This is a genomic window from Ensifer sp. ENS03 (genome assembly GCF_014852035.1).
GTDB lineage: Bacteria > Pseudomonadota > Alphaproteobacteria > Rhizobiales > Rhizobiaceae > Ensifer > Ensifer adhaerens.
Genome location: NZ_JACVAV010000004.1, coordinates 220,521 through 239,607, shown reverse-complemented (window position 1 = coordinate 239,607; position 19,087 = coordinate 220,521). Strand labels below are relative to the sequence as shown.

Here is a 19,087-nt window from a genome sequence, read left to right as displayed (position 1 = left end):
GATGCTCACTTGCGCTTCGCGGAAAACGGACTACCCGGATCCTGGTCCTTGTCGTCGGTAAGGCCGGCCGCAACCGGATCGACCAGCAGCCGCCCCGCTTCCAGATCGATCTCCAGCACCGACCATTCGGTAAACGGGATCAGCACCGGACGTCGGCCTGGCCCCTTCAGCTCAAGGAGGTCGCCGGCGCCGAAATCGAAGACACCGCTGACCTTGCCGTAGCTCGTCCCATTGCCGTCGATCGCTTCCAGGCCCTCGAGATCGGCATAGAAGAACTCGTCCTCGTCGAGATCGTCATCGGGCAGGTTGTCGCGCTCGATGAACAGGTCGAGGCCGTTGAGCGCCTCGGCGGCATTGCGGTCATTGACGCCGCGAAAGCGAACGATGACGACGTTTTTCGCCTCGCGAATCTCCAGCACCTCGAACACACGGCCGTCTGCGCTGTGCAGATTGCCATACTCGCCGAGCGCCGTCGGATCATCGGTAAAGGACTTGACCCTGACCTCGCCGCGCAGGCCCTGCGCCGCGCCGATCGTCGCCATCAGAACCGGGTTTTCGAGTTTGCTCATCATCCGCGTCCGTTTCGGTATATCTCGGTGCACATAACGGAAAACGGGCGGCATGGAAATGCCACCCGTTTCCTTAAGTCACGGCCAGCCGGAGAGTTGCGTCGGCAGATGACCGCCGATCACTCTCCGGACCGTTCGCCGGCTGTTATTCAGCAGCAGCAGCAGCGGCGTCTTCAGCCTTCTGCTTGGCTTCAGCAGCGCGCTCCTGAGCCTTCTTGCCCGGGGCACCCTTGGTCGGGTTGCTGCGAGCCGGGCGCTTTGCGAGACCGGCCTGGTCGAGGAAGCGCAGAACGCGGTCGGTCGGCTGGGCGCCCTGGGCGATCCAGTGGTTGACGCGCTCGGCGTCGAGCTCGACGCGCTTTTCGTCGTCCTTGCCGAGCATCGGGTTCCACGAGCCGATCTTCTCGAGGAAGCGGCCGTCACGCGGGCTGCGGGCGTCGGCAACGACGATCTGGTAGTAAGGACGCTTCTTGGAACCGCCACGGGCGAGACGAATTTTCAGTGCCATTTGAGTAACTCCTTGCAGGCTTTCTTGACCGCTTGGTTCAAGCGGAATGGTTTGTGCCGGCGTTGCCCGCGGAATGCGAGCGATCGGCGGCGATGGCTTCATGATGCCGGATGACTTCCTTGATGATGAAGTTCAGGAACTTCTCGGCGAAATCCGGATCCAGATTGGCATCCTTGGCCAGGCGGCGCAGGCGTTCGATCTGGTATTCTTCGCGCGCCGGGTCGGCCGGCGGCAGTTCGTGCTTGGCTTTCAGAACGCCGACTGCCTGGGTGCAGCGGAAGCGTTCAGCCAGCATGTGGACGAGCGCGGCATCGATATTGTCGATCGACTGCCGGTAGCCCGCCAATTCCTTTTTGATTTCGGGATCAATCATCTTTTAAGCGATCCTCACTTCTTCTTCGGCAGGCCGGGAAGGCCGGGGAAGCCGCCACCAAGACCCGGAAGCTTGGCGCCACCCAGACCTGGCAGGCCACCGCCGCCAAGGCCAGGCATACCGCCCGGCTTCAGACCGGCGGCTTCCGCCTGCTTCTGCAGGGCTTCGAGCTGCTTCGGGTCGAGCTTCGAGAGATCAGGCATGCCGCCGCCACCGAGGCCGCCAAGGCCCATCTTGTTGGCAAGGCCGCCCATCATCTGCTTCATCATGCCGCCTTTGCCCTTACCGCCCATCATCTTCATCATGTCCGCCATCTGGCGGTGCATCTTCAGAAGCTTGTTGATGTCGGCGGCATCGGTGCCGGAACCGGCGGCGATGCGCTTCTTGCGCGAGTGCTTGAGCAGATCCGGGTTGGCACGCTCGGCCTTGGTCATCGACGAAATGATGGCGAGCTGGCGCTTGAACAGGCTGTCGTCTAGGCCGGCCGCGGCCATCTTGTCCTTCATGCCGGCCATGCCGGGCATCAGGCCCATGATACCGCCCATGCCGCCCATCTTCTGCATCTGGCCGAGCTGGTCTGCAAGGTCGTTCAGGTCGAACTTGCCCTTGGCCATCTTGGCGGCCATGGCGGCCGCCTTCTCGGCGTCGATGTTCTCGGCAGCCTTCTCGACGAGCGAGACGATGTCGCCCATGCCGAGGATACGGTCGGCGACGCGGCGGGGGTGGAACTCTTCGAGTTCGCCCATCTTTTCGCCGACGCCGATGAGCTTGATCGGCTTGCCGGTGACCGCACGCATCGACAGCGCTGCACCGCCACGGCCGTCGCCGTCCATACGGGTGAGCACCAGGCCGGTGATGCCGACGCGTTCGTCGAAGTTGCGGGCGAGGTTGACGGCGTCCTGACCGGTCAGCGCATCTGCCACGAGCAGGATTTCATGCGGATTGGACTTCCGCTTGATCTCCGCCATCTCGATCATCAGCGGCTCGTCGATATGGGTACGGCCCGCCGTGTCGAGAATGACGACGTCGTGGCCGCCGAGCTTGGCAGCCTGAACGGCGCGCGCAGCGATATCGGTCGGCGACTGGCCGGCAATAACAGGCAACGTGTCGACGCCGGTCTGCACGCCGAGCTGGCGCAGCTGCTCCTGGGCTGCTGGACGACGCGTGTCGAGCGAAGCCATCAGGACCTTCTTCTTGTCCCTGGTCTTCATCCGGCTGGCGATCTTGCCGGTGGTCGTAGTCTTACCGGAGCCCTGCAGACCGACCATCATGATGACGACCGGCGCCGGCGCATTGAGGTCGATGGTTACGCCCTCGGAGCCGAGCATCTCGACGAGCTGGTCATGGACGATCTTGACGACCATCTGGCCGGGCTTGATCGACTTCAGGATCTCGGCGCCGACGGCCTTTTCACGAATCTTTTCGGTGAAGGAGCGCACGACGTCGAGCGCGACGTCGGCTTCGAGCAGCGCACGGCGAACCTCGCGGAGCGCAGCGGAAACATCGGCTTCCGACAATGCGCCGCGGCCGGTCAGTCCATTCAATATGGAACCAAGGCGGTCCTGGAGGCTCTCGAACATTCTCACTTCCTTCTGGTTTCCGGTGGCGATCAACTCGCCGGAAACGTGGGTTCCTTCGCGCAGAAAACAAGGCGCAAAGCCAAAAACCACCCGAGGGCGCCACGCGCTGTCGGGTGTTGACCTCCGGGTTCTCTTTATACCTTTACGGGACCCGGTCGGTGGCTTCGAAGACTTGAGCTTGCGAAGGAATTGGCGCGGATAAACAGGAAAGCGCGGCAAAAGTCAAGGACGGCAGGCAAATGAGGCGCTTTCGGCTCAGAGCGCCTCGTCCTTGCCGGCGTCGTCGAGTTCGCCAGCCAGCTGCTCGAAGGCGGTCGACACCCGCGTCATCACCCGAAGTGCGGCCACCACTTCGGTCTGGTTGATATCGCCGAGCAGGGCATGCAGCAACTCCACCTCGCGGCGATGGATTTCCGCGAACAGATCACGCCCGGCCGCCGTCGGCGCACAAAGATAGGCGCTGCGGTGTTCGGGGTTCGGCCGTCTTTCCAGCAACGTCTTGTCCATCAGCCCGTTGACGACCCTGAGCACGAACTGCCGTTTCATCGACAGGCGCCGTCCGGCTTCCGGCACCGTCAGCGGCATTTCGCAAAAAAGTTCGAGAACCGCCCGCTCCGCCACTGATATGCCGGCACCATCGAGCATATGTTCTGCCGAGCGCTGCATATTGAGATGGATGGAGCGGACCAGCTTCAGGGTCTTGTAAAGACGTTCTTGCGGGTCGAATCGAACGAGCATGAAACCACGATAGCAATCCAGTTGCTGTCTTCAAGAATTTATTAAACCTTGACCTTTCAACCAAGGCGAACCGCCCGGATGAAGACACGCAATCCCTATTACCAAGGTCCCGTCACCGATCATTTCGACGGCACCAGGTTCTTCAATCCCGACGGCAAACCGCCTAAGGGCGCCGCAGATCTCCTGCGCTGGCAGTTCGGCAGCGGCAAGGCGCGCTGGCCCGCGCACAATCCAAGCCCGTTCGCGCCGGTGAAGCCTGAACTCAGCGTCGAAGGCGATCGCCTGCGCGTGACGATGGTCGGACACGCGACGCTGCTCATCCAGGTGCATGGGCTCAACATTCTCACCGACCCCGTCTGGTCGCATCGCGCCAGCCCGTTTGCCTTTGCCGGCCCGCAGCGCCGCAACGCACCCGGCATCGAACTCGACGACCTGCCGCCGATCGACATCGTGCTCGTCACCCACAATCACTACGACCACCTCGATGTCGAGACGCTGGCAGCCCTTCACGAGGAACATGCTCCCCGCATCGTCACGCCGCTCGGCAATGACACGATCATCCGCCGCGCCGTTCCCGACGTCGAGATCGACGTGGTCGACTGGGGCGACCAGCTCGATTGCGGCGATGACGTCATTCTTCACGCCGAGCCCTGCCACCACTGGTCGGCGCGCGGCTCGCGCGACCGGCGCATGGCGCTCTGGGCCGCCTTCGTCGTGGAGACGCCGGCCGGCAAGATCTACCACGTCGGCGATACCGGCTTTCACGACGGCATCAACTATCGCGCCGCCCGCGAAAAACACGGCGCCTTCCGCCTCGCGGACCTGCCCTTCGGGGCCTACGAGCCGCGCTGGTTCATGCAGGACCAGCACCAGAACCCGGAGGAAGCCGTGCGCGGCATGGTCGATTGCGCCGCCGCCCATGTCGCCGGCCACCATTGGGGTACGTTTCGCCTGACCGACGAGGGCGTCGAAGAGCCGCGACAGGCGCTGGAACGGGCGCTCGATGCGGCGGGCATTGCCCGCAGCCGCTTCCGGCCGCTTCGCCCCGGCGAAATCTTCGATGTACCGACCAGCGGCGAGGGAGCCGAATAAAGGCGGCACTGGTATTTTCCGGGCTTTTCCGCCATATACAGCCCGAATGAAGGATGGCCCGCCCGGAGCGGGCCCGTTTGGACAATCGCGACATGACCGACAACGTGCAATTTGCCAGGATGAACGGGCTTGGAAACAAGATCCTCGTCGTTGACATGCGCGGTCGGAAGGATCGGGTGACGCCGGCCGCTGCGATCGCGCTCAATGCCGATCCGGCAACCGCCTTCGACCAGATCATGGCGATCCACGACCCCAAGGCTCAGGGCACCGACGCCTGGATCGATATCGTCAATTGCGACGGCTCCATGGCCCAGGCCTGCGGCAACGGCACGCGCTGCGTCGTCCAGGCACTGGCCGCCGAAACCGGCAAGAAGGCCTTCACCTTCCAGACCATTGCAGGCATCCTCAACGCCATCGAGCATGAGGACGGCACGATCTCGGTCGACATGGGCAAGCCGGTCTTTGCCTGGGACAAGATCCCGCTTGCCGAGGAATTTGCCGATACGAGCCGCATCGAACTGCAGATCGGACCGATCGACAATCCCGTCCTGCACTCGCCCTCGGCCATGTCGATGGGCAATCCGCACGCCGTCTTCTGGGTCGACAAGGACCCGATGTCCTTCGATCTCGATCGTTTCGGCCCGCTGCTCGAAAACCATCCGATGTTTCCCGAGCGCGCCAACATCACGCTGGCGCAGGTGCTTTCGCCCTCGTCGCTGCGCACCCGCACCTGGGAACGCGGCGCCGGGTTGACGCTTGCCTGCGGCTCGGCGGCTTGCGCGGCTGCGGTCAGCGCCGCGCGCACCGGCCGCACCGGCCGCAAGGTGGTGATCGACGTCGCATCAGCCCCTGCCCCGGCAAAGCTCACGATCGAATGGCGTGAGCACGACGATCATGTCGTCATGACGGGACCTGCCGAATGGGAATGGTCCGGCACGCTGAACCCGACGACGGGAACCTGGCAGCGCGACGAGGCCGAAGCGGGCGGAGCCCGGGCGCTTTGAGCGGCGTCGAGGTCATAACCTTCGGCTGCCGTCTCAATACCTACGAATCCGAAGTGATGCGGGCGGAAGCCGAAAAGGCGGGGCTGAACAACGCCATCCTCGTCAACACCTGCGCCGTCACCGGCGAGGCCGTGCGCCAGGCGCGCCAGGCGATCCGCCGTGCCCGGCGCGACAATCCGCATGCCCGCATCATCGTCACCGGCTGCGCCGCCCAGACCGAAAAAGAGACCTTCGCCGAAATGGTCGAGGTCGACGCCGTGCTCGGCAACGAGGAGAAGCTGAAGAGCGCCTCCTATCGTTCACTGCCGGATTTCGGCGTCTCGGCTGAAGAAAAGCTGCGGGTCAACGACATCATGAGCGTGCGCGCCACCGCACCGCAGATGGTCAAGCACATCGATGGCCACGTGCGCGCCTTCATCCAGGTGCAGAACGGCTGCGACCACCGCTGCACCTTCTGCATCATCCCCTATGGCCGCGGCAATTCCCGCTCCGTGCCGATGGGCGCCGTCGTCGACCAGGCACGCAGGCTGGTTGAGAGTGGCTATTGCGAGATCGTCTTGACCGGCGTCGACGCCACCAGCTACGGCGCCGACCTGCCGGGCACGCCGACCCTCGGGCTGCTGGCGAAGACGCTTCTGAAACAGGTTCCGGAAATCCGCCGCCTGCGGCTTTCCTCGATCGACGGCATCGAGGCCGACAAACACCTCTTCGACCTGATCGCCGACGAGGCGCGCTTCATGCCGCACCTGCACCTGTCGCTGCAGCATGGCGACGACCTGATCCTGAAGCGCATGAAGCGCCGTCATTCGAGCGCCGACGCCCGCGCCTTTGCCGATCAGGTCCGGCGCTTGCGCCCCGATATCAGCCTCGGTGCCGATATGATCGCCGGCTTTCCGACCGAGACCGAAGAGATGTTCGAAAATGCCGCGAGCCTCGCCGAGGACTGCGGCATCGCGCATCTGCACGTCTTTCCCTACAGCCCGCGTCCCGGCACGCCGGCGGCACGCATGCCGCAGCTCGACCGGGCGCTCGTCAAGGATCGTGCTGCGCGGCTTCGCGCCGTCGGCGCGACGCTCTACGCCCGCCACCTCGAAGGTATGGTCGGCAGCGAGCAGACGATCCTGGTCGAGAACAACGGGCTCGCCCACACACAAAACTTCACGCTCGTCGACGCGGCTGACCTGACGCCCCGTGCGCTTGTCCCGGTCTCAATCACCGGCCACAATGGCAAGCATCTGACGATGCAGGTAAAACAGATGGCTGCGGCCTGATTTATGCGGAATTCCTGAATGGCAATGGGTTTCATCAAGAGGATCTTCACCTTCGGCAAGGGCGCGGTGGAGGAAACGAAGCCGCCGGAAGGTGTACCGGAGGAGACGATCGTCTCTGCGCCCGAAGTCGAGGCGCAGCCGGAGCCGAGCGCCGAGGCGGTCGAACCGCCTGCCGCCGTTGCCGAGGCAGAGATCGTCGAAGAGAGCCCGGAAACCGCCTTCGAACCACCTGTCGACATCGAGACCCTGCCGTTGTCCGACGACGATCCGGTGCTTGAGGCCGAGATCGAGACGGCGGGTGGCCCCGCCTCCGACGACGCCGAAGAGCTGGCGCGCGACGAAGCCGCCCCGGTCGAAGCTGTGGTAACGCCGGCCGAGACTGAAGCCGCGATACCCCCCTCTGTCCCTTCGGGACATCTCCCCCTCAAGGGGAGAGAGCAGACGGAGACCGAGGCCACAGCTGAGGAAACAACAGCTGCCACCGAGACTGCGGCGCCTGTTGCGCACAAGGAGCCTGCTCCCTCCGATGAGATCATCGTAGCCTCCCGCGAGGCCGAAATCGTCGAGAGAATCGAGGGAGCTGCTGACGATGCCGAACCCACGGCAAGCGACGTCACGACTGCCGAAGCAGACGAGGTCACGCCAACCGAAACGCTTGCTTCCGAACTCGAGAGCGAGCCCAGCGTGATCTCCGCCCCTGTGGGGGAGATGCCCGGCAGGGCAGACGGGGGTGAAGCCGCAGCCCTCCGCGAAAGCATCGAGACCGCAGAAGCCAACGCAGCAGATGCCGCCACTGACGTCGCGCCGACCGAGACAGCCGAGGCCGAGCCCACTGCTACGCCCGCTTTGCCCAAGGGCTTCTCCGCCACCGAGCGCAAGCCCAAGGAAGAACCCGTCGCCGCGCCGAAGGAAAAGCTCAGCTGGTACCAGCGCCTGCGCCGCGGCCTCGCGCGCACCTCATCGCAACTGACCGGCCAGATCGCCAGCCTGTTTACCAAGCGCAAGCTCGACGAAGCGACGCTGCAGGATCTCGAAGACCTGTTGATCCAGGCCGACCTCGGAGTCGAAACGGCGATGCGCATCACCGACACGCTCGCCTCGGAACGCTACGGCAAGGATGTCTCGAGCGAGGACGTGTCGCGCATCATGGCCGGCGAGATCACCAAGGTGCTTTCGCCCGTCGCCAAGCCGCTGGAACTCGATCTCAGCCACAAGCCGCACGTGATCCTGGTGGTCGGCGTCAATGGCACCGGCAAGACCACGACGATCGGCAAGCTCGCCGCCAAGCTTTCCGGCGCGGGCCTGAAAGTCATGCTCGCCGCCGGTGACACCTTCCGGGCCGCGGCGATCGAGCAGCTGAAGATCTGGGCCGAGCGCACCAACTCCGAAATCGTCTCGTCCAAACTCGGCGCCGATGCCGCTGGCCTTGCCTATGAGGCTTTCCAGCAAGCGCGCGAGAAGAAGTCCGACGTCCTGATCATCGACACCGCCGGCCGCCTGCAGAACAAGGCGGAACTGATGGCCGAACTCGAAAAGATCGTGCGCGTGCTCGGCAAGCTCGATCCGGATGCGCCGCACACCGTGCTGCAGACGCTCGACGCCACCACCGGCCAGAACGCGCTGCAGCAGGTCGAGATCTTCCGCAACGTCGCCGGCGTCAGCGGGTTGATCATGACCAAGCTCGACGGCACGGCGCGCGGCGGCATCCTCGTCGCCATCTCCGCCAAGCACAAGTTGCCGGTCTATTTCATCGGCGTCGGCGAAGGGATCGACGATCTCGAGCCGTTCGAAGCCAAGGATTTTGCCGAGGCGATCGCCGGCGTTGCCGCCTGACGGGGCGATCGGGCCTGCGCGTAGTTACGCCGGCCCGTTGCCTTGATATGGTTTTGCCGCAAAGCTGGTGTTATGAGCAGCAGGTACATGCAGAAACAGGACCCCCAGATGTCGTCGATCGAGGCTGCCAAGCCGCAGAAGGAAGTCAGCCCCTTGCTCAAGTTGGTGCTGGAGCTTGGGCCGCTGATGGTCTTCTTCTTTGCCAATTCGCGTGGCGAATGGTTGGCCGGGCATTTTCCGGCGCTCGCCGAACTCGGCGGTCCGATCTTCATCGCCACCGGCCTGTTCATGGCCGCGACCGCAATCGCGCTTGCCGTCTCCTGGGTGCTGACCCGCACCCTGCCGATGATGCCGCTGATTTCGGGCATCGTCGTCTTCGTGTTCGGCGCGCTGACGCTCTGGCTGCAGAACGACACCTTCATCAAGATGAAGCCGACGATCGTCAACACGCTGTTCGGCACGATCCTGCTCGGCGGCCTGCTGTTCGGCAAGTCGCTGCTCGGCTACGTCTTCCACTCCGCCTTCAAGCTGGATGAGGCCGGCTGGCGCAAGCTGACGCTGCGCTGGGGCCTGTTCTTCCTGGTTCTCGCCGTGCTCAACGAAGTGGTCTGGCGCTCGTTCACGACCGATTTTTGGGTCGCCTTCAAGGTCTGGGGCACGATGCCGATCACCATTCTCTTTACGCTCGCCCAGATGCCGCTGATCATGAAGCACTCGCTTGACCAGGAGAACGCCGAGTGAGCACGATGCTCGAGGAGAATGACAGCCGCAACCGGCACGCACTCCTCTGGCTCGCCGCCTGTTTTGCTGTTCTCATCATCCAGATCGTCACCCAGCATCTGATGGGTCGCCTCTGGATCTGCGAATGCGGCTACGTCAAACTGTTCGAGCCCGTGGTCAAATCCAGCGGCAACTCGCAGCATATCGCCGACTGGTACACACCGTCGCACATCATCCACGGCTTCCTGTTCTACGGCCTCGGCCATCTGCTCCTGCGCGGCAAGCCGCTGACGGCAAAGCTCTTCCTTGGGACCGTGATCGAATCCGCCTGGGAGATCGCCGAAAACACGCCGATGGTGATCAACCGCTACCGCTCGGCGACGATTTCGCTCGACTATTTCGGCGACAGCATCTTGAATTCGACGATGGATACACTGGCCATGGCCGCCGGCTTCCTGTTTGCCGCCCGCATGCCCGTCTGGCTGACCGTAACGGTCGCCATCGTCTTCGAGCTCTTCACGGGCTGGCTGATCCGCGACAATCTTACGCTCAACGTACTGATGCTCGTCTGGCCGCTGGATGCGGTCCGGGACTGGCAGGCGGGGATTTAAGCGGGCTTCGGTCGCTGTCGCAGCCCCTCATCCCGCATCCGCGACCTTCTCCCGCAGATGGGGCGAAGGGACTTGAGGCACTCACTTCATTCCACGACTGCCCGGCAGGGAAAGCACGGTTTTATGCCGTCGATGCGATGCGAGAGTTTAGGGCTACCGAGCGTGTCTTCTTCGCCCCGCTTGCGGGCAGAAGGAGCCGGCAGGCGGATGAGGAGCAAATCCCTCCCATCCGAATGAGAGCTAATGCCGGGAGCGGTTACGAACCCGCAGTCGCCTTTTCGATCGCCGGCAGCAGACCCGTCTTCACGCTGTTTTCGTCGAACGGGCCGACGCGCTTGTAGAGGATCGTGCCGTCAGCGCCGACGAGATAGGATTCCGGAATACCGTAGACGCCCCAGTCGATCGCCGCCTTGCCGCGCGGGTCGACGCCGATGGCGGAGAAGGGATTGCCGAGTTCGCCGAGGAACCTGAGCGCGTTTTCGTTCTGGTCCTTGTAGTTGATACCGACGACGGTCAGCCGCGGATCCTTCGACAGTTCCAGGATGAAGGGATGCTCCTGCCGGCAAGGCACGCACCAGGAGGCCCAGACGTTGACGAGCGTCAGCTTGCCCTTGATCGCCGCATCGGTCAAAGCCGGCATCGGCTGGCCATCGCGCGTCGCACCTTCGAGCGCCGGCATGTCGAGTTTCGGCGCCTTGGTGCCGATCAGCGCGGAGGGGATTTCGCTCACGTCCTTGCCGGAATTGAGCTGGCTCCAGAAGATCGCCGCAAGCCCGGCGAAGATGACGAGCGGCAGCGCCGCCAGCACGAAACGCATGGGGCCGGGTTTGCGCTCCTCGTTACCCGGAGCGGGTGCGTTGCTCATCGTGTTTCTCCGGAAGCCGGTTCGGCCGAGCGCCGGCGGATGCCTGCGGCTTCGAGTTCGGTGAGTTCACGCCGGCGGGCACGACCGTCGAGCACGACCCAGGCAATCAGACCGAGGACCGTCAGCGTGGCTATTCCATAGCTCGTGAAAACGTAGGCGGCGTGGCTCATCATTGTGCGCGGGCTCCCCGTCCGGCAGCACGGGCCGCAAGGCGCCTGAGCGCCGTGACGCGCCGGCGCAGGATTTCGTTGCGCATGGCGGCGATGTGCAGCGTGAAGAAAAGCAGCGTGAAGGCGATCGCCATCACGATCAGTGGCCACAGGAACTCCGGATCGATCGTCGGTCCGTCGAGCCGCATGACGCTCGCCGGCTGATGCAGCGTGTTCCACCACTCGACCGAGAACTTGATGATCGGGATGTTGACGAAGCCGACGAGAACCAGAATGGCCGAAACCTTGGAGGACCGCGCCGGATCGTCGATCGCACGGTTGAGCGCCATCAGTCCGAGATACATCAGGAACAGCACGAAGACCGAGGTCAGCCGCGCGTCCCAGACCCACCAGGTGCCCCACATCGGCTTGCCCCAGAGCGAGCCGGTGACGAGCGCCAGGAAGGTGAAACAGGCGCCGATCGGGGCTGCCGCGCGCGAGGAGACGTCGGCAAGCGGATGGCGCCAGACGAGCGTACCGAGAGCTGCCAAGGCCATCACCGAATAGCACATCATCGACAGCCAGGCCGCGGGCACGTGCACATACATGATGCGCACCGTTTCGCCCTGCTGGTAATCACCTTCCGTCGTGAAGGAAAGCCAGACGCCGGCAACGAAGAACAGCGCCGTCAGCCCGGAAAGCCAGGGCAACAGACGGTCAGCCAACGCCAGGAACCGCGTCGGGTTGGCGAGATCGCTGAATTTGCGGATGGCCAGGCTGTTTTCGCTCATGTTGGCTCTTTAACGCTTAAGGCGCCCGCCTGCAATTGATCCGCGTCAATCGCCCGATCACGATCGAGTTGGAACGCGGATCATAAATGTTATCGATCTGAACGGCTTAGCGACAAATCCATGGGAATGCCGCAAACACTTTCGCCCGTTCTGGCCCGATTGCGTCAATCGGACGCGTGCCGAAGTGCTGCGGCGGCGGCAACCGGGCCGATGACGGCGAAGAACAGGGTGATTGCCGCAAGGATCATCAAAGGTGGCAGGAACGGCGCCGGATCCTCGATCGCCGCATAGACAGCGCTGACACCGAAGATCAGCACCGGGATCGCCAACGGCAGAACAAGGATCGAAACCAGCAGCCCGCCACGCGGCAGCGACACGGCAACGGCCGCCCCCACTGCACCGATGAAGGTGATCGCCGGCGTGCCGATCAGAAGCGTCAGCATGGTGGCGCCGATGGCGATCTCGCTCATGTTCATGAAGAGGCCGAGCAAGGGCGAGGCAATCACCAGCGGCAGGCCGGTCGCCGCCCAATGCGCCGCACATTTGACGAAGACGGTGAAAAGCAGCGGCGTTTCCTGCATCAGCATCAGGTCGAGCGAGCCGTCGTCGCGCTCCGCCTGGAACAGCCGGTCGAGGCCGAGCAGCGAGGCGAGCAGCGCGCCGATCCACAGGATCGCCGGACCGATGCGCGAAAGCAGGTTCAGGTCGGGACCGACACCGAAGGGAATGACTGCCACCACAGTCATGAAGAAGAGCACGCCGATCATCGCCCCGCCGCCGGCGCGGATCGACAGTTTGAGATCGCGGAAAAAGAGCGCGATCATAGCGGCAACCTCCGGATCGGCACGCGCGCGTTTTCCGGCAATGGGCTTCCAGGCATTGCGACCCTATGCATCATGCCAGCGATCTCCTGCCAGATGCTCGAACCCCGTCATGTGCAGCTCCTTCGTGCGGTCGAGCCCGAGTGGCTGGTGGGTCGCCGCAATGACGATGCCGCCTTTGCCAAGATGCGCCTTCACCAGATCGGCAAACAGCCGGTCGGCGCCGGCGTCAAGCGCTGCGGTCGGCTCGTCGAGGATCCAGATCGGGCGATAGGCAATGACCAGCTTGGCCATCGCCATGCGCCGCTGCTGGCCAGCCGAAAGATAACCGAAGGGCAGATGGGCGATATCGGGCAGGCCGACCGCTTCAACCGCCTCGGTGAGCGTGGCGCCGCGCCCCCCGGGCGAATCACCCATGAAGTCTCGCCAGAAGGAAAGATTTTCTGCGACGGTCAGTTCGCGCTTCATCGCGTTGCGGTGTCCGAGATAGTGGCTGAGCTCGGATGGATGGGCGATTTCCGGGGGGCCATTCTCAAGTTTCAGGTGCCCGCTTTCGGGCCTCAACAACCCCGCCAGAACCCGCAGCAAAGTGGACTTGCCGGAGCCGTTCGGACCCGTCACGACAAGGGCTTCCGAGGCGTCGAGAATAAAGGAAATATCGTTAAAAATCAGGTCCTCACCGCGCTTCGCGCTCAACCCTTCAGCCATGAGGCGCATGAATTTTCAGCTTCCCTTCACTCTCTTTGTCGCAGGGCAAAAAAAAGTCCCGTTTCGACCTTCGTTGCTCTGGCACGTTTTGGAGAAATTATCTATAAGGCGGCCAACACGCCAGCGGTCGGCGTGAATTTCATCCTAGCGCCGAACATGGAATGAATTTCCACGTACGGACAGCGGAAATGGCCGCACCCGCATCCCAATTCGCGCTTCACAGGCGCTCGGGCGTTCGTACGTCAGTTTTGGCGATCAGACGGAACGGGGTATTATCCAGTGTCCAAATCCCTAGACAGCTTCAATTGTCGCTCCACGCTCACCGTCAACGGTGTCGACTACGTCTATTACAGCCTGCCCAAGGCTGAGGCGAACGGTCTCGCCGGCGTTTCCAAGCTGCCCTATTCGATGAAGGTTCTGCTCGAGAACCTGCTGCGCAACGAAGATGGCCGCTCCGTCACCAAGAAGGACATCGAGAACGTTGCCGCCTGGCTCAACGACAAGGGCACGGCTGAAAACGAAATCGCCTACCGTCCGGCCCGCGTTCTGATGCAGGACTTCACCGGCGTGCCTGCTGTCGTCGACCTCGCGGCGATGCGCGACGCCATGGTCTCGCTCGGTGGCGACCCGGAAAAGATCAACCCGCTCGTTCCCGTCGACCTCGTCATCGACCACTCCGTCATCGTCGACGAATTCGGCACCCCGAACGCCTTTGCCCGCAACGTCGAGCTCGAGTACGAGCGCAACGGCGAGCGCTACCGCTTCCTGAAGTGGGGCCAGCAGGCGTTCAAGAACTTCCGCGTCGTTCCGCCCGGCACCGGCATCTGTCACCAGGTCAATCTGGAGTATCTGGGCCAGACCGTCTGGACCCGTGAAGAAGATGGCGTCGTCACCGCCTACCCGGACACCTGCGTCGGCACCGACAGCCACACCACCATGATCAACGGTCTCGGCGTTCTCGGCTGGGGCGTGGGCGGCATCGAAGCGGAAGCTGCCATGCTCGGCCAGCCGGTCTCCATGCTCCTGCCTGAGGTCATCGGCTTCAAGCTCACCGGCAAGCTCAAGGAAGGCGTCACCGCGACCGACCTCGTGCTTATGGTCGTGCAGATGCTGCGCAAGAAGGGCGTTGTCTCGAAGTTCGTCGAATTCTTCGGCCCGGGCCTCGACAACATGACGCTCGCCGACCGCGCCACCATCGGCAACATGGGTCCGGAATACGGCGCCACCTGCGGCTTCTTCCCGGTCGACAGCGAAACCATCAACTACCTCACCATGTCCGGCCGTGAAGAGCAGCGCATCGCGCTGGTCGAAGCCTATTCCAAGGCTCAGGGCATGTGGCGTGACGGTGACGGTTCCGAGCTCGTCTTCACCGACACCCTCGAACTCGACCTCGGCGACGTCGTTCCGGCCATGGCTGGCCCGAAGCGTCCGGAAGGCCGCATCCCGCTCGAAAGCATCGCATCGGGCTTCGCAACCTCGCTTGAAGGCGACTACAAGAAGCCGGGCCAGCTTTCGAACCGCTATGCCGTCGAAGGTACCGATTTCGATCTCGGCCATGGCGACGTTGCCATCGCTGCGATCACATCCTGCACCAACACCTCCAACCCGTCGGTCCTGATCGCTGCCGGCCTGCTCGCCCGCAACGCGGTCGCCAAGGGCCTGAAGTCCAAGCCGTGGGTCAAGACCTCGCTCGCACCGGGATCGCAGGTCGTCGGCGAATATCTCGCCAAGTCCGGCCTGCAGAAGGACCTCGACGCGCTCGGCTTCAACCTCGTCGGCTTCGGCTGCACGACCTGCATCGGCAACTCCGGCCCGCTGCCGGCGCCGATCTCGAAGACGATCAACGACAAGGGCCTGATCGCCGCCGGCGTTCTCTCGGGCAACCGTAACTTCGAAGGCCGCATTTCGCCGGACGTCCAGGCGAACTACCTCGCTTCGCCGCCGCTCGTCGTCGCCTACGCGCTTGCAGGTTCCGTCCAGAAGGACCTGACCAACGAGCCGCTCGGCGAAGACCAGGACGGCAAGCCAGTCTTCCTCAAGGACATCTGGCCGACCTCCAAGGAAATCCAGGAGTTCATCTTCAAGTACGTCACCCGCGAACTTTACGCGACCAAGTACGCCGACGTGTTCAAGGGCGACGAAAACTGGCAGGCCGTTCAGGTTCCTCCGGGCCAGACCTATGCCTGGGACGACGGTTCGACCTACGTGCAGAACCCGCCCTACTTCGTCGGCATGGGCAAGTCCGGTTCGGGCATCTCCGACATCAAGGGCGCCCGCGTGCTTGGTCTCTTCGGCGACAAGATCACCACCGACCACATCTCGCCGGCCGGTTCGATCAAGGCGGCCTCGCCGGCCGGTGCCTACCTCATCGGTCACGGCGTCGGCGTTGCCGACTTCAACCAGTACGGCACGCGTCGTGGCAACCATGAGGTGATGATGCGCGGCACGTTTGCCAACATCCGCATCCGCAACCACATGCTCGGCCCGAACGGCAAGGAAGGTGGCTACACCATCCACTATCCGTCCAAGGAAGAGATGTCGATTTACGACGCCGCCATGCAGTACAAGGAAGAGGGCGTTCCGCTCGTCATCTTCGCCGGCGTCGAATACGGCAACGGTTCGTCGCGCGACTGGGCTGCCAAGGGCACCAACCTGCTCGGCGTCAAGGCCGTCATCGCGCAGTCCTTCGAGCGTATCCACCGCTCGAATCTCGTCGGCATGGGTGTCATTCCCTTCGTCTTCGAGGAAGGCACGACCTGGGAATCGCTTGGCCTCAAGGGCGATGAGATCGTCACGATCGAAAACCTCGCCAATGTCCAGCCGCGCGAAAAGCGCGTTGCCAAGGTAACCTACGGCGACGGCAGCGTGAAAGATGTGCCGCTCGTCTGCCGTATCGATACGCTGGATGAAGTGACCTACGTCAACAACGGTGGCATCCTGCAGACGGTTCTGCGCGACCTCGCCGCCTAATCGCGCGAGCGCATACGAGGCTCCGGAGCCGGGACGCCGAAAGGCGCCCCGGCTCTTTCTTTGAGGTGCACCTGCCGACGATCCGGTGCCGGGTCGCGCTCACTTGCCACCTCACTCCAACGTGACTTCCCGTTGATGCAGGGGCGTCGTATGTAGTGAACTCCCCCACAAGGAGTAGGCCGACGGCCGGTAACGAAGTGACGCCATGACATCCGCAGACCGTTCTTTCATTCGCCCTGTTGCACTGGCTTTCGGGCTGCTCGCAGCCGCCGGTGCCCCTGCCGGGGCGCAGGAGAAACAGGCGGTCAAGGGCGTTGTCGAACTGTTCACCAGCCAGGGCTGTTCGTCCTGTCCGCCGGCGGATGCGGCGCTGAAGTCGCTGGTCGACGAGGGCGATGTGGTGGCGCTCGCCTATCACGTCGACTACTGGAACTATCTCGGCTGGGCCGACACGCTGGCATCGAAGGAAAACACCGAGCGGCAATATGCCTATGCGCGCATGCTCGGGCGCAACGGCGTCTACACGCCCCAGGCGATCCTGAATGGCCGCGACCACTTGAACGGCGGCAATCTGCAGGCAATCAAGACGCGGCTGGAAACGATGAAGGCGGAAGGCAAAGGGCTTGCCGTTCCCGTCGGCGCCAAGATCCTCGGCGAAGAAATCCAGATCACCATCGGTAGCGGCATCGGCAAGGCCAACGTCGTCGTCGTCTATTTCGACCGCGCCAAGATCGTGAAGATGGAGAAGGGGGAGAACCGCGGCAAGGAAGTCCCCTATTGGCATGCGGTGCGTGACATACAGACGATCGGCATGTGGGACGGCCAGCCCGCGTCCTTCACGCTGCCGGCGACGGTGCTGACCGAGCGCCCGGGAAACAGCGGCTGCGCGATCCTGCTGCAATCGATGAAGGACAAGGAAACGCCGGGTGCCATCATCGGCGCTGCGGCCGTGCTCGCCGGCCCTCAGGGAAAATTGTAGGGACGGCGAAGCGCAAGGGGTTGGTTCGGCCCGGCAGCATCGAGGGGCTGGGGCTGAGGGTTCGAAGTTACCGGACCGAACCGGCCATAACTGCGTTCGGTGAACTCCCGCAGCATGACGATCTGACCGGACATACGGTGGCAACGACTCTGTCCGTCAGCGCCCGCGAGTTTTGCGATGAATTGGGGCGCCGGTTTGACTGAAATGGGGCAGAGGCAAGAAATGACCTCATCGTCCCATGGCTTCCAGCTTGCTTTTCGGCTCGTGTCAGGCACACTGTAATCGTTCTGTCACAACAGAAGGCCGGATTGCCGATGACCGATGAGCCGGATTTGCCGCAAGGCGAGGCGCGCCATCAGCGCGAGACCACTTCCGAAGTGGTCGTCGATCTTCACGAATACAAGAACGCCAAGAACGCTCCCCCCATCACTTTCCATCGTCGCGAATTGGATCAGATCCTGTGGGTCTACGGCCGTATGGTCGGCGAAGGCGAGTGGCGGGACTACGCGATCGACCACCTGAGGGACCGCGCGGTGTTCTCAGTGTTCAAGCGTTCGGGCGAAATGCCGCTCTACCGGATCGAGAAGAACCCGAAACTGGCCGCGAAACAGGGCGCCTATAGCGTGCTGAACATTCACGGCACGATCCTGAAGCGCGGTCACGAGCTCGCCCAGGTGCTCAAGGTATTCGACAAGGTGCTGAGGCTGGTGGAAACCTGACCAGCGGGAAAGGGTGCCATCAGGAGACGCACGCCGACGTCACGGGCAGCAACGGCACGACCTGCCTACGGCGCGCTGCGAGGCGCTTCGCCGACTGACATTCTTCAGCAAGCGATGGTCACTGGTAGAGGGTGTCCGGATAGACGTCTTCCGGCGGGTCGGTCGCCTGGCCCTCGCCGAGCGCGAGCTGCATGATCGTCGTGTCGAGCCAGCGGCCATGCTTGAAGCCGGTCGCTTTCATCGTGCCCTGGAGTTCGAAGCCGAGCGACCGGTGCACGGCGATCGAGGCCGGATGGGCACCGCCGATCACCGCGACCATCTGGCGGAAGCCGAGTTCCGTGCAACGCCGGACGAGTTCGACCAGCAGCGCCTTGCCGGCACCCTTGCCGCGCGCTTCCGGCGCCAGGTAGATGGAATCCTCGACCAGGAAGCGATAGGCCGTGCGCGTGCGGAAGCCGGATGCGTAGGCATAGCCGATGATCGTCCCGCCCGCGTTTACCGCAACCATGTACGGGTAGCCGCTGCCGATGATCGTTTCGAACCGCGCCCGCATCTCCTTTTCGGATGGCGGGTTGATCTCGTAGGTCGCAACCCCGTGCAACACGGATTCGCGATAGATCTCGGTGATGACGGGAAGATCGGCCAGGGTGGCGTCGCGCAGGGTCAGGGACATGGCTAAAGACTTTGATCCCAAGGTTTCGTCGTCCTTTCACTCCCACGGAGCCCGGACGCTTTCAAGCTGCTTCAGCAAACAAAAAAGGCGGCCGAAGCCGCCTTTTCCGTCTG

The 19,087-nt window shown here is 63.3% G+C and carries 20 protein-coding genes; 9 read left to right on the top strand and 11 right to left on the bottom strand.

From position 1 onward, the window contains the following. Positions 1-5: 5 nt before the first annotated feature. The 5 genes from rimM to IB263_RS17455 all read right to left on the bottom strand — a co-directional run bounded on the left by rimM (position 6) and on the right by IB263_RS17455 (position 3,768). On the bottom strand, positions 6-569 hold the full coding sequence (gene rimM, locus IB263_RS17475) for a ribosome maturation factor RimM (protein ID WP_034803120.1): 564 nt from the start codon (positions 567-569) through the stop codon (positions 6-8). Between the two features lie 145 nt (positions 570-714). Next, entirely contained in the window at positions 715-1,077 is a 363-nt protein-coding gene (gene rpsP / locus IB263_RS17470; protein ID WP_034802802.1) for a 30S ribosomal protein S16, read from the bottom strand. 37 nt (positions 1,078-1,114) lie between these two features. Then, positions 1,115-1,450 (bottom strand): chorismate mutase, encoded by a 336-nt coding sequence (locus IB263_RS17465; protein WP_034802805.1) that lies wholly within the window; start codon positions 1,448-1,450, stop codon positions 1,115-1,117. Positions 1,451-1,464: 14 nt separating this feature from the next. Beyond that, positions 1,465-3,030: a signal recognition particle protein gene (gene ffh, locus IB263_RS17460; RefSeq protein ID WP_192438766.1), complete on the bottom strand. Its 1,566-nt coding sequence runs from the start codon at positions 3,028-3,030 to the stop codon at positions 1,465-1,467. Between the two features lie 255 nt (positions 3,031-3,285). Continuing rightward, the gene (locus IB263_RS17455) at positions 3,286-3,768 is read right to left on the bottom strand and encodes a MarR family winged helix-turn-helix transcriptional regulator (protein WP_034802808.1); all 483 of its coding nucleotides are present in this window, start codon (positions 3,766-3,768) and stop codon (positions 3,286-3,288) included. Positions 3,769-3,846: 78 nt separating this feature from the next. Here IB263_RS17455 and IB263_RS17450 point away from each other — a divergent pair, with 78 nt between their 5' ends. The 6 genes from IB263_RS17450 to IB263_RS17425 all read left to right on the top strand — a co-directional run bounded on the left by IB263_RS17450 (position 3,847) and on the right by IB263_RS17425 (position 10,299). After that, positions 3,847-4,860, top strand: a complete 1,014-nt coding sequence (locus IB263_RS17450; RefSeq protein WP_192438765.1) for an MBL fold metallo-hydrolase — start codon at positions 3,847-3,849, stop codon at positions 4,858-4,860. Between the two features lie 92 nt (positions 4,861-4,952). Then, positions 4,953-5,864, top strand: coding sequence for a diaminopimelate epimerase (gene dapF, locus IB263_RS17445; protein WP_089044391.1), 912 nt, complete (start codon positions 4,953-4,955; stop codon positions 5,862-5,864). After that, entirely contained in the window at positions 5,861-7,135 is a 1,275-nt protein-coding gene (gene mtaB, locus IB263_RS17440; protein WP_090295259.1) for a tRNA (N(6)-L-threonylcarbamoyladenosine(37)-C(2))-methylthiotransferase MtaB, read from the top strand. Before dapF ends, mtaB begins: the two co-directional genes overlap by 4 nt. An 18-nt stretch (positions 7,136-7,153) precedes the next feature. After that, on the top strand, positions 7,154-8,968 hold the full coding sequence (gene ftsY, locus IB263_RS17435) for a signal recognition particle-docking protein FtsY (protein ID WP_192438764.1): 1,815 nt from the start codon (positions 7,154-7,156) through the stop codon (positions 8,966-8,968). Between the two features lie 108 nt (positions 8,969-9,076). After that, positions 9,077-9,709, top strand: a complete 633-nt coding sequence (locus IB263_RS17430; RefSeq protein ID WP_089044390.1) for a septation protein A — start codon at positions 9,077-9,079, stop codon at positions 9,707-9,709. A 5-nt stretch (positions 9,710-9,714) separates the two neighbouring features. Then, the gene (locus tag IB263_RS17425; RefSeq protein ID WP_060611309.1) at positions 9,715-10,299 is read left to right on the top strand and encodes a DUF2585 domain-containing protein; all 585 of its coding nucleotides are present in this window, start codon (positions 9,715-9,717) and stop codon (positions 10,297-10,299) included. A gap of 256 nt (positions 10,300-10,555) precedes the next feature. Here the strand turns inward: IB263_RS17425 and IB263_RS17420 are convergent, their stop codons facing one another. From IB263_RS17420 to ccmA, 5 genes are all read right to left on the bottom strand, one after another. Next, a complete protein-coding gene (locus IB263_RS17420) occupies positions 10,556-11,164 on the bottom strand; it encodes a DsbE family thiol:disulfide interchange protein (protein ID WP_060521458.1) in 609 nt (202 codons plus the stop codon). Beyond that, positions 11,161-11,337 (bottom strand): heme exporter protein CcmD, encoded by a 177-nt coding sequence (gene ccmD / locus IB263_RS17415; protein WP_082566526.1) that lies wholly within the window; start codon positions 11,335-11,337, stop codon positions 11,161-11,163. Before ccmD ends, IB263_RS17420 begins: the two co-directional genes overlap by 4 nt. Further along, positions 11,334-12,104, bottom strand: a complete 771-nt coding sequence (locus tag IB263_RS17410) for a heme ABC transporter permease (protein WP_034802828.1) — start codon at positions 12,102-12,104, stop codon at positions 11,334-11,336. The genes ccmD and IB263_RS17410 overlap by 4 nt, the downstream gene beginning before the upstream one ends. A 164-nt stretch (positions 12,105-12,268) precedes the next feature. Further along, a complete protein-coding gene (gene ccmB / locus IB263_RS17405; RefSeq protein WP_034802831.1) occupies positions 12,269-12,928 on the bottom strand; it encodes a heme exporter protein CcmB in 660 nt (219 codons plus the stop codon). A gap of 63 nt (positions 12,929-12,991) precedes the next feature. Continuing rightward, positions 12,992-13,642, bottom strand: a complete 651-nt coding sequence (ccmA, locus tag IB263_RS17400; RefSeq protein ID WP_060586543.1) for a heme ABC exporter ATP-binding protein CcmA — start codon at positions 13,640-13,642, stop codon at positions 12,992-12,994. A 270-nt stretch (positions 13,643-13,912) separates the two neighbouring features. Here ccmA and acnA point away from each other — a divergent pair, with 270 nt between their 5' ends. The 3 genes from acnA to IB263_RS17385 all read left to right on the top strand — a co-directional run bounded on the left by acnA (position 13,913) and on the right by IB263_RS17385 (position 18,301). Further along, positions 13,913-16,603: an aconitate hydratase AcnA gene (gene acnA, locus IB263_RS17395; protein WP_034802837.1), complete on the top strand. Its 2,691-nt coding sequence runs from the start codon at positions 13,913-13,915 to the stop codon at positions 16,601-16,603. 205 nt (positions 16,604-16,808) lie between these two features. Continuing rightward, complete coding sequence (locus IB263_RS17390) at positions 16,809-17,582, top strand: thioredoxin family protein (RefSeq protein WP_090295252.1); 774 nt, start codon at positions 16,809-16,811, stop codon at positions 17,580-17,582. A 314-nt stretch (positions 17,583-17,896) separates the two neighbouring features. Further along, the gene (locus IB263_RS17385) at positions 17,897-18,301 is read left to right on the top strand and encodes a DUF2794 domain-containing protein (RefSeq protein WP_034802844.1); all 405 of its coding nucleotides are present in this window, start codon (positions 17,897-17,899) and stop codon (positions 18,299-18,301) included. Positions 18,302-18,419: 118 nt separating this feature from the next. Here the strand turns inward: IB263_RS17385 and IB263_RS17380 are convergent, their stop codons facing one another. After that, the gene (locus tag IB263_RS17380) at positions 18,420-18,974 is read right to left on the bottom strand and encodes a GNAT family N-acetyltransferase (RefSeq protein WP_113293106.1); all 555 of its coding nucleotides are present in this window, start codon (positions 18,972-18,974) and stop codon (positions 18,420-18,422) included. Positions 18,975-19,087 lie beyond the last annotated feature (113 nt).